Genomic DNA, 11104 nt, shown 5'->3' on the forward strand with positions numbered 1-11104 from the left:
AGGAGAAAGTATCAAATGAAACTAGCCAGCCTGAAGCAGGGTCGCGACGGCAAGCTCGTCGTCGTATCGAACGATCTCGCCTGGTATGCCGATGCCAGCCTCATCGCGCCGACCCTGCAGGCGGCGCTCGACGATTGGGAGGCGGTGGAAGGCGATCTGCGCAATCTCCACACCGACCTCGAGCATGAGGCGATCCCGATGATGCGCTTTCACGAGCGCCAGGCGGCGTCGCCGCTGCCGCGCGCCTATCAATGGGCCGATGGATCGGCCTATGTGAATCACGTCGCGCTGGTCCGGCAGGCGCGCGGGGCGGAGATGCCCGAGAGCTTCTGGCAGGATCCGCTGATGTATCAGGGCGGCTCCGACGGCTTCCTTGCGCCGCGCGATCCGATCCCGCTGAAGGACGAGGCCTGGGGCTGCGACCTGGAAGCGGAAGTGGTGGTCGTCACCGGCGACGTGCCGCTGGGCGCCACTCGCGACGAGGCGCTGGCGGCGGTCCGGCTGGTCGGCCTGACCAACGATGTCAGCCTGCGCAACCTGATCCCGGGCGAACTGGCCAAGGGCTTCGGTTTCTTCCAGTCGAAGCCGGCCAGCAGCTTCTCGCCGGTGTTCGTCACCCCCGACGCGCTGGGCGACTGGTGGAAGGACGGCAAGCTGCACCGCAAGCTGATGGTCGACCTGAACGGCGCGGCATTCGGTCGGGCCGAGGCGGGCGAGGACATGACCTTCGACTTCGGCACGCTGATCGCCCATGCGGCCAAGACCCGCGCACTGGGCGCCGGCACGATCATCGGCTCGGGCACCGTATCGAACCGCGACAGCGACGGCGGACCCGGCAAGCCGATCAGCGAGGGCGGCGTCGGCTATTCCTGTCTGGCGGAGGTCCGCACCGTCGAGACGATCCAGCGCGGCAAGGCCGAGACCCCCTTCCTGAAGGCGGGCGACACTGTCCGCATCTGGGCCGAGGATGACAAGCACCACCCGATCTTCGGCGTGATCGAGCAGACGGTGACCGCCGGCTGAGACCTTGAGAGCCGGACGAGAACTGGCGAGGGACGAGTGGCAGAGTTGCCCGCGTCATATGGCTTCCCTCGCCAGGGACGCTTTCGACAATCGGGTCGGCTCATCCGGCTTGATCTGAAATCAGTGTGGTCGATCGTCCACCATAGCGCTCTCAATGGAAATCATGCGATTTGATGGGGATGAGATCCTCGTCGCGCGCGTCTTTGCGTGGCGGCCAGGATTCGGCGGTGCGCTGGCGGGGCCAGCCGGGCATGCGGCGATCGGTGGTCTTCCAGCCGACCTTGCGGTCGCGTGGGTCGATCGTGCCCCCATGCGTCGCCCCGTCGCCGGGCATGGTCATGCGCGGCAGGTCGAGCTCGCCCAGTTCGCGCAGCCAGGGGGTAAGGTCGGTGATCGTCTCGGCGACCAGATGGATCACGATCCCCTCGCGCTGGACCCGGCCGCGGATCGCCAGCATCGTTGACGTCATGACGGTGCGGCGATGCGCCTCGAACCGGTCCGCCCACAGCACCGCATTGGCGATGCCGCTCTCGTCCTCCAGCGTGACGAACACCACGCCCTTGGCGCTGCCGGGCCGCTGGCGCACCAGGATCAGCCCGGCGACCTCGACCCGCGCATCGTCCTTCATCTGGGCCAGCGCGCCGCATGGGACGATGCGCCGTGCCGCCAGTCGATCGCGCAGGAAATGCAGCGGATGCTCGCGCAGCGTCAGCTGGGTCGCGCGATAATCCTCGACCACTTCGCGTCCCGCGGTCAGCGGCGTCAGCTCGACGCCGGGCTCGTTCGCCTCGGGCAGGATCAGCCCGGCGCGGTCGTCGGCGGCGCTGAGCAGTGGCAGCGGATCGTCGCGCAGTGCCTTGATCGCCCATAAGGCCTGGCGGCGGTTCAGCCCCAGCGCCTGAAACGCATCGGCGCGGGCGAGCCGCTCCAGCGCCGCGGGCTTCACCCTCGTCCTTCGCCACAGCTGCTCGATCGAGGTGAACGGGCCGCGCGCCTCGCGGTCCTTCAGGATGGCGTCCGCGTCGACCTCGCTCAGCCCCTGAACGATCTTCATGCCCAACCGCAGCGGTCTAAGCGCCGCCCAGTCCGCGGCGTCGCCGGTAAAGGCAGCGGGAGGGCGCGGACGGGGTGCCTGGTCGGGCGTATCGACCAGCGTATCCCACAGGCTGGCATTGATGCAGACCGGGCGGACCTCGACGCCGTGTTCGCGTGCGTCGCGCACGATCTGCGCGGGGGCATAGAATCCCATGGGCTGCGAATTGAGCAGGGCGGCGCAGAAAATGTCGGGATGCCGGCATTTCATCCAGGACGAGGCATAGGCAATCTTGGCGAAGCTGGCGGCGTGGCTCTCGGGGAAGCCATAGCTGCCGAACCCCTCGATCTGCTTGACCAGCCGCTCGGCGAAATCCTGGCTGATCCCGCGTTCCAGCATGCCGCTGATCAGGCGCGGGCCGAACTCGCCGACGCCGCCGGTCGACTTGAACGTCGCCATCGCCTTGCGCAGCCGGTCCGCCTCGCTGGCCGGGAAGCCGGCGCCGATGATCGCCACCTGCATCGCCTGTTCCTGGAACAGCGGCACGCCCAGCGTCTTTTCGAGCACTTGTTCCAGTGCAGGTGAGGGGTACTCAAATTTTCGCTTCGGGTTTTGCCGCAGCAGCTCGCGGCGCTTGAGATAGGGATGGACCATGTCCCCCTGGATCGGGCCGGGACGGACGATCGCGACCTGGATCGCGATGTCGTAGAAATTGACCGGCCGCATCCGCGGCAGCATCGACATCTGTGCCCGGCTCTCGATCTGGAACACGCCCAGCGTATCGGCGCGGCAGATCATGTCGAAGGTATGGCCGTCGTCATCCTGCAGCACCGGTGAGGCGAGGGTCATGCGCAGCTGCTTGTGCTCGGCCAGCAGGTCGAAGCAGCGCCGCATGCATCCGAGCATGCCCAGGCCGAGGATATCGACCTTCATCAGCCCCAACGCTTCGATATCGTCCTTTTCCCATTCGACCACCCGCCGATCGACCATCGCCGCGGGCTCGATCGGCACCAGGCTGTCGAGCCGGTCGCGGGTGAGGACGAAGCCGCCGGGATGCTGCGACAAATGACGCGGGGTGCCGATCAGCTCACCCGCCAGCTGCAGCGTCAGCGCCAGCCGCGGATCGGTCTTGTCCAGGTTCAGCGCATCGGCATGCCTGTCGTCGATCTCGTTCGACCAGCCCCACACCTGGCTCGACAGCGCGGCGGTCACATCCTCGGGCAGGCCCATCACCTTGCCGACCTCGCGCAACGCACCGCGCGAGCGGAAGCGGCTGACCACCGCGGTCAGCGCGGCATGATCATGGCCATAGGTCTGATAGATCCACTGGATCACTTCCTCGCGCCGCTCATGCTCGAAATCGATGTCGATATCGGGGGGCTCGTTGCGATCCTCCGACACGAAACGCTCGAACAGCAGCTGGTGCTTGACCGGATCGATCGAGGTGACGCCCAGCAGGAAGCAGATCAGCGAGTTGGCGGCCGAACCGCGCCCCTGGCACAGAATGTCCTGGCTGCGCGCGAATTCGACGATCGCCAGCACGGTCAGGAAATAGGGCGCGTAGCGCATCTTCGCGACCAGGCCGAGTTCCTTCGCGAGCAACTCGCGATAGGCCGGGTCGCCCGCCATGTCCGGCTGCGCATCCAGCGCCTGCCAGGCCAGCCGTTCCAGCGCCTGTTGCGGCGTGCGATCGTTCATCACGATCTCGTCGGGATATTGGTATTCCATGTCGCGCAGGCTGAAGCCGCTGCAGCGTTCGGCGATCGCCTCGGCGGCATGCAACGCCTGCGGATAATCGCGCATCCGCCGTGCCATCTCGGCCGGCGATTTCAGATGGCGATCGGCATTGCGCTCGCGGCGGAAGCCCAGTTCGTCGATCGTGCATTTCTCGCGGATCGCAGTGACCACGTCCTGCAGCATCCGCCGGTCGGGATGATGATAGAGCGTGTCGCCGGTCGCGAGCGGGGTGAGGCCGTGCCGCTCGGCCGCCAGGTTCAGCTGGTGGAGGCGCAATTCGTCGCCCGGGCGGCGATGATGCGTCAGGCACAGATGGCCATGGCTGCGCCCGAACAGGTCCGCCATCCAGCCGAGCGCGAGATCATCGCCGCTGTCCGCCAGTCCCGGAACCAGTGCCGCGACCAGCCCGTCGCAATGTTCGGCGACATCCTCCCAATGCAGGAAGCAGCGGCCCTTCTCGCCACGCTGCGCGTCGGCGCGCGACTTGCCGAGGGTGAGCAGCCGGGTCAGCCGGCTCCACGCGGCCAGATCCTCGGGCCAGACCAGGATGCCGGTGCCGTCGACCAGGTCGAGCCGGCATCCCGCGATCAGCCGGGTGCCGGTCGCCTCGGACGCGACGAGTGCGCGCACAAGCCCGCCGACCGAGTTGCGATCGGTGACGCCCAGCGCCGCCATTCCCATCAGCGCAGCGGTAGCGAACAACTGGTCGGGCGGCGAGGCGCCGCGCAGGAACGAATAGTTGGTCGTCGTCTGGAGCTCGACCCAACTCATCCGAACACCCCATGGACATACCAGCTGAGATCGCCGGTCACGGTGCGTTCGCCGTCGCCCTTGCGGAACAGCCAGTAGCGGCGGCCCTGATCGTCCTCGACGCGGAAATAGTCGCGCACGCTGTGCGTCTCGCTGGCGCGCTTCCACCATTCGCCATGGATGCGTTCGGGGCCGTCGGCGCGCACGATCCGGTGGGCGATGCCGCGCCAGGTGAAGCGGCGCGGCGCATGGTCGGGCAGTTCGGCCATGACATGATCGACGCGTTCGGGCCGGCGCAACAGCCTGGCGGGCTTGGGCCAGTGCGGATGCCAGGGCTCGAGCGCGGGGCTGCGATCGAGCCTGCGGACATCGTCCTGCTTCATCGGCGCGGCGGATCGCTCGGGCGGGTCGAGCACCGGCGCACGCGCGATGCTGCGTTCGGGTACATCGCTTTCGATCGCGCGCATCCGCCACATGCGTTGAAGACCGATCCGCGTCGCGAGCGTATCCACCAGAGGCGCCAGGTCGGGTACCGCCTCCTCGTCCAGCCGTTCGACCACGGGTTCGGGCCCGAGCAGGTCGGCGCGCCGGACATGCAGTGCCATCGCATCGATGCCGAAACCGGGCTCGATGCTTTCCATCCGCCGCAGCAACAGCCGCAGCAGGTGCACAGGATCGCGGTTCGGGCGGGCCAGGCCGATCCGGATATGCTGGGGCACGCCGTCGACCCGATCGGCGACCAGTTCGATCCGCAGCGCACCGAGGCCCCGTTCGGCAAGCGCGGCGGCGATGCGCGGCACCAGCAGTCCCAGCCAATGCTCGATCGCCTCGGGCGTGGCGATCGGCTCGGCAAAGCGGCGCGTGGCGAGGATCGGTTGCGGCGGAATCACCGGGTGAAGCGGCTCGGGCAGCGTGCCCAGTGCCTGATGGATGCGGATCGCGATCTGCTTGCCGAACCGTTTGACCAGCGGCGCGCGCGGGATCGCGGCAAGCTCGCCGATCCGGTCGACGCCCAGTCGCTTGAGCAGTTCGATATCGCGCTCGTCGATCCGCAGCGCCCGGACGGGCAGGGCGGCGATCGCCTCGGCATGGCCGCCAATGGGGCAGACGATCACCGGATCGGCCCGGCGCGCCAGCGCGTGCGCCGCCCCGAGCGTATCGGCGATGGCGATCCGCGCGGCAAAGCCCAACCGGGCAAGCAGGCGGACGATACGCCGCGCCATCATCGCCTCGCCGCCGAACAGATGGTCGGTCCCGCCGATCTCGATCGCGAGCGTCTCGTCGTCGGCGATGGCGACGATCGGCGAGAAATGCCGCGCCAGCGCGATCGCCAGCCGGTGCAGGTCGTGGCGGTCGCCGTCGGGATCGGCCGGACGGATGTCGAGTCCCGGCACCAGCACCCGTGCCTGGGTGATCGCCATGCCGGGCGCCAGGCCGATCGACAGGGCCAGCGGGCAGGCGGCGCCGATCAGGTTGCGATTCTCGGTCCGAAGTGCGGTGACCAGCGGCGCAGCGCCCGGCCCTGCTGCCCGCCTGACCGGCGGCAGCGCGCTGCGTGAACCGCCCTCGTCAGGGGGCATGGCGCGAAACGGGTGGCCGGCGGCCTCGTCGCGCCGACCGATCTCGTGCTTTGCCGGCTGGCGCGTGTCGGGAAGCGCGGCGACGCGGGCATGGACCCCGTTATCCTCGCGCGCCCAGCGCGCGCCGGGACGCCAGCCGCCACCGCGCGGCACCGAACAGGCATGTTCCTGTTCGGCGGCGACGGCGTCGCGCATCGCATCGAGCGATGCGGGGATGCGCTGTGCCTCAGGCGGCGCGGAGGTTCGCTCGGCCCGCCGCAACCGATCGATCGACCAGTGCGGCAGGTAGAGCGCAGCGACCCGTTTCATCGCAGGCCTCCACAAGCTGGGAAAAGGGCTCGCCGCCCTTCTGGCGGACGAGATCGAGCATCCACCGCGCGCGTCCGACACCCTGCACCTGGCCGGGTAGGGGGGTGGACGGCGCACAGGTCACCCGCCACCGCGTCACCGCGGCCGAGGGCAAGCGCAGCGGGTCGGATGTCTCGCGAATATGCCGCTTCATCAGCAGCGCGATGGTGCGACCGCCCTCGGCGGCCAGCTGCAGCCGGCGGGTCGCGGTCATGTCTGCGCGCTTGGCCTCGCCGATCACCGCGCCCAGGCCGCGATGGCGCAGCCCTTCCTCCATGATCGCCAGCATCTCGTCATCGTCCGATGCCTCGGCATAGATCAGCCGGCTTGCCGACAGTCCCGATTGCGAGAGGCCAGGCGCGAACAGGTCGTGACGGCGCACCACCCAAAGCACCGGTCCCCAGGCGCGCGCGGCGATCCCCGCCATGAAGAGAGTGGCCGCGCAGTCATCGGCAAGATCGGGCGTACCCGCTGCGATCTCGTGCAACGCGTCGAGGCGGAAGCCGCCAGTGGCGAGCCGCGAGTCGATCGCGTCGATGTTCATGGGCAGCACCGGGCGACGCCGGAAGCCCTTGGTTTCCAGCCCTTGCAGCGTCTCTCGCAATTGCTTCAGAACGGCAGGGTCGGCCATTGTTCCACGACTCGGTTGCGACTCGATAATTCACGATGTTCGTATTCTGTTCCAGTTATGTCCCGAGTCAAGCTGCTTCGTTCCGGCCAGTTGCCATTCAGCTCCCGCCAGCTAAGTAGCTGTTATCCCAGTATCAGGAGCAACCATGTCCCGTATGACCCGGCGCCAGGCGCTGCTTGCCTCCGCCACGACGCTCATCGCGTCGCAGTTCGGTGGCCCGATCTCGGCCATCGCCCAGACCCGGAGCGCGATCGATCCCTCGCCCCTGCTGAAGCCCTGGCCGGGCAATTATGGCGGCACCCCGCCCTGGGACCGGTTCACCCCCGCGATGTTCCCGCCGGCGTTCGAGGCGGCGATGGCCGATCTGCGCCGCGACATGCTGGCGATCCGCGATGCCAAGACGAAACCGAGCTTCAAGACGGTGATCGAGCCGATGGAACTGGCCGGCGCAACGATGGACCGGGTCCAGGCCGCCTGGGGCGTCTATACCAGCAACCTCGCCACCAAGGAGGTTCAGGACATTGCGCGGGTGTGGAGCCCGAAGATGGCCGCCTTCTATGACGAGCTGTACCTCGATCCCAAGCTCTTCGCCCGGGTGAAGGCCGCCTATGACACGCGTGCTTCGCAGGGTCTCGATGCCCAGCAGACGCGCCTCCTCGAGCGCAGCTATCGCAGCTTCGTCCGCCGCGGCGCGCTCCTGTCCGATGCCCAGCGGGCCGAGGTGACGAAGATCAACCAGGCACTCGCCTCCGCCTATGCCGAGTTCAGCCGCAAGGTGCTGGCGGACGAGGAGACCTGGATCGTCATCGACAGCGAGGCCGAGCTTGCCGGCCTGCCCGACAGTTTCAAGGCGTCGCTCAAGGCGGCGGCGGATGCGCGCAAGCTGCCCGGCAAATGGGTGGTGGTGAACACCCGCTCGTCGGTCCAGCCGCTGCTGATGAATTCGACCAACCGGGCGCTGCGCGAAAAGACCTGGCGTGCCTTCGTAATGCGCGGCGACAATGGCGACGCCAACGATACCAAGGCGATCATCGCCGAGATCCTGAAGCTGCGCCAGCAGCGCGCGGCGCTGCTCGGCTTCAAGAACCACGCCTATCTGCGCATGGACGACACGATGGCGGAAACCCCCGCCAATGCGATGAAGCTGATGATGTCGGTCTGGCCGGCAGCGCGCGCGCGTGTGGCCGAGGAAGTCGCCGACATGCAGGCGCTGGCCGACAAGGAAGGCGCGAACATCACGATCGAGCCCTGGGACTATCGCTTCTACGCCGAGAAGGTCCGCAAGGCGAAGTACGACTTGGATGAGAGCGAGATCAAACCCTATCTCGAGCTCAACAACATCCTGATGGGCGCCTTCTACGCCTGTGGCCGGCTGTACGACCTGGACTTCAAGGAAGTGAAGGATGTGCCGGTGTTCGATCCGGAGGTTCGCACCTTCGAGGTTACGAACCGCGTGACGCGCAAGAATGTCGGTATCTTCTACGTCGACAATTATGCGCGACCGGGCAAGCGGTCGGGTGCCTGGGCGACCCGCTATCGCGGTCAGCAGGAACTGGGCGGGCACCGCAACGTGCTGGCGTCCAACAACAACAATTTCACCAAGGGCGGCAATGGCGAGCCGACGCTGATCAGCCTGGACGATGCGACCACGCTGTTCCACGAATTCGGCCACGCGATCCACAGCCTGCTGCAGAACGTGACCTATCCGGGGCTGGCGGGGACGCCGCGCGACTTCGTCGAATATCCCAGCCAGGTGAACGAGAACTGGCTGCTGACCCGCGACGTGCTCGACAATTATGCCCGCCACTACAAGACGGGCGAGCCGATGCCGCAGGCACTGGTCGACAAGATCGAGAAGTCGTCGACCTTCAACCAGGGTTTCGACACGGTCGAATATCTCGCCTGCGCGATCCTCGACATGCAGTTGCACGATCGCGAGACGCCGGTGAGCGACATCGCCGCGTTCGAGAAGGAGGCGCTGGGCGCGCTTGGCATGCCCAGGGAGATCGCGATGCGGCACCGCATGCCGCAGTTCAATCACCTCTTCTCGTCCGATGCCTATTCGGCCGGCTATTATTCCTATCTCTGGTCGGAGACGATGGATGCCGACACCTGGGCAGCGTTCGTCGAGACCGGCAATGTCTGGGACAAGAAGACCGCCGACCGTTTCCGCCTGACCCTGTTGTCCACCGGCAACGAAACCGACCGCAAGGTCGCGTATCGCGCCTTCCGCGGTCGCGATCCGGACGTGACCGCCTTGTTCAAGCGGCGCGGATTCCCGGTTACCTGATCCGATCCCGCCGCCCCCGGGCATGCATCCCGGCGGCGGCGGGCCGCATCAGGTGATCGCGGCGAGCTCGTACAGGAAATCGATATAGGCCATCGTCGCCTTCTCCAGACCGGCGACCTTCGGATTGGTCGAGTCGATCACCAGATATTCGTCCGGCGCATGCGCGCCCGCGCCGTGGCCGATGCCGAAATGGCCGGCGGGCAGCGAAACCGGCGCGCTGGTGAACACCGCACCCGGCCAGGACCCGGCGAGCCGCGGGTTCAGCGTCGCCTTCACGCCCTGTCGCGCATAGGTGGCGAGCTCGGCGCGGATCAGCCGGCTGTCCTCGGCGGTCTCGGTCGGGTCATATCCACCGCTGACCTTCGCCTCGATATCGGTGAAGCCGCGCTTGTCGAGATGCGCGCGCAGCTTCGCCTCGCAATCGGCACGCGTCTGGTTGGGCACCAGCCGCATGTCGATCTTGGCCACCGCACGCGCCGGCAACACCGTCTTGCCGCCCGGACCGGTGTAGCCGGCGACCAGCCCCTCGATATTCACGGTCGGCTGCGATGCCAGTCGCTCCAGCGCCTGGACGAAGGGCAGGTCGTCGATCCAGGCGGGCACGCCCAGGCCCTGCTTCATGTCGGCTTCGCTGTCATGCGCGGCATTTTCGGCGATCAGTGCCTTTTCGCGCGCGCTCAGCGGGCGGACCTTCTCGAACCAGCCGTCGATCGCAGGCGTGTTGCCGTCGGGCGTGACCAGCGTCTGCAGCGCCTGGACCAGCCGCCAGCTCGGCGAATCGACCATCGCCTTCAGGCTGGAATGCACGTCCTTCTTTGGTCCGCGGCCCCATTTCTCGCCGCTGGCGATCAGCTCCAGCTCGATGATCCCCTTGGCGCCCAGATTGACGTCGACCGCGCCCTGGCTGTTCTGCCAGCTTGCCGGAAGGAAGATGCCTTCGCAGCGCTTGAGCGCTGCGAGGATATGCGGCTTCGTCACGATCTGGCGGAAATTCGGCGACCCGATTTCCTCCTCGCCCTCCGCCACCAGCACCAGGTTCACCGGCAGCTTGCGGCCCGCCTTTTTGAAGGCGTGGAGCGCCGCGAGGAAGGTCGCCTGCGGTCCCTTCTGATTGACCGCGCCGCGGCCGACGATCGCCTTGCCGAAACCGGGCTTGTCGACGATGCGTGCCTCGATCGGCGGGGACGACCATTCGGCGGGGTCATATTGCTTCACGTCGTACATGAAGTAGATGCCCAGCGTCCGCTTCGCGCCCGAATCGAGCCTGCCGAACACGCCGGGGTGCCCGTCGGTCGGGACGATCTCGACATCGCTGAACCCTGCGTCACGGGCGAGCGCGGCCATATAGTCGGCGCCCTTCTGCATGTCGCGATTCTCGGCGGCGATGGCGGGCGTGCGGATCCAGTCCTGGATGCGCGCGATCGATTCGTCGCGCCCGGCGATCACCGCGCGCTCCAGCGCGGCAAGATCGCCCGACTGTGCCAGCGCCGGCCCGGGTAGGATCAGCGCGCTTGCCCCGATCGCTGCCCCGGAAAGAAGCGACCGTCGATCGGTCGAGAAACCAATGTCGCGCGTCGGCATGCCCTGCTCCCCCTGCTCGGAATGCCGACTATCTCGCGCGCGGGATGAGCTGTCCACCGACGCCATTCCCCTCCCGCTTGCGGGAGGGGCTAGGGGAGGGCCTGTACCCCTTTTCGGCACCGCGCGAGAGG

General features: G+C 67.4%; 6 protein-coding genes. 2 read left to right on the forward strand and 4 right to left on the reverse strand.

Annotated elements, in window-relative coordinates; translation table 11 throughout:
- The first annotated feature begins 15 nt into the window (after window positions 1–15).
- The gene (locus tag ACZ1H8_RS10125) at window positions 16–1023 is read left to right on the forward strand and encodes a fumarylacetoacetate hydrolase family protein (RefSeq protein ID WP_465181169.1); all 1008 of its coding nucleotides are present in this window, start codon (window positions 16–18) and stop codon (window positions 1021–1023) included.
- Window positions 1024–1174: 151 nt separating this feature from the next.
- Here the strand turns inward: ACZ1H8_RS10125 and ACZ1H8_RS10130 are convergent, their stop codons facing one another.
- Genes ACZ1H8_RS10130 through ACZ1H8_RS10140 form a run of 3 tightly spaced genes read right to left on the reverse strand, consistent with a single transcriptional unit; the run spans window position 1175 to window position 7102 of the window.
- Window positions 1175–4564 (reverse strand): error-prone DNA polymerase, encoded by a 3390-nt coding sequence (locus ACZ1H8_RS10130; protein WP_465181170.1) that lies wholly within the window; start codon window positions 4562–4564, stop codon window positions 1175–1177.
- Window positions 4561–6432, reverse strand: coding sequence for a Y-family DNA polymerase (locus tag ACZ1H8_RS10135; protein ID WP_465181171.1), 1872 nt, complete (start codon window positions 6430–6432; stop codon window positions 4561–4563). The genes ACZ1H8_RS10130 and ACZ1H8_RS10135 overlap by 4 nt, the downstream gene beginning before the upstream one ends.
- Complete coding sequence (locus ACZ1H8_RS10140) at window positions 6350–7102, reverse strand: ImuA family protein (RefSeq protein ID WP_465181172.1); 753 nt, start codon at window positions 7100–7102, stop codon at window positions 6350–6352. Before ACZ1H8_RS10140 ends, ACZ1H8_RS10135 begins: the two co-directional genes overlap by 83 nt.
- Before the next feature lie 145 nt (window positions 7103–7247).
- Between ACZ1H8_RS10140 and ACZ1H8_RS10145 the strand changes: the two genes are divergently transcribed.
- Window positions 7248–9392, forward strand: coding sequence for a M3 family metallopeptidase (locus tag ACZ1H8_RS10145; protein ID WP_465181173.1), 2145 nt, complete (start codon window positions 7248–7250; stop codon window positions 9390–9392).
- Between the two features lie 48 nt (window positions 9393–9440).
- On the opposite strand, the gene ACZ1H8_RS10150 is transcribed toward ACZ1H8_RS10145, so the two are convergent.
- Entirely contained in the window at window positions 9441–10973 is a 1533-nt protein-coding gene (locus ACZ1H8_RS10150; protein WP_465181174.1) for a M20/M25/M40 family metallo-hydrolase, read from the reverse strand.
- Window positions 10974–11104 lie beyond the last annotated feature (131 nt).

The sequence above is a fragment of the Sphingomonas sp. BL-S-25 genome, assembly GCF_055521555.1.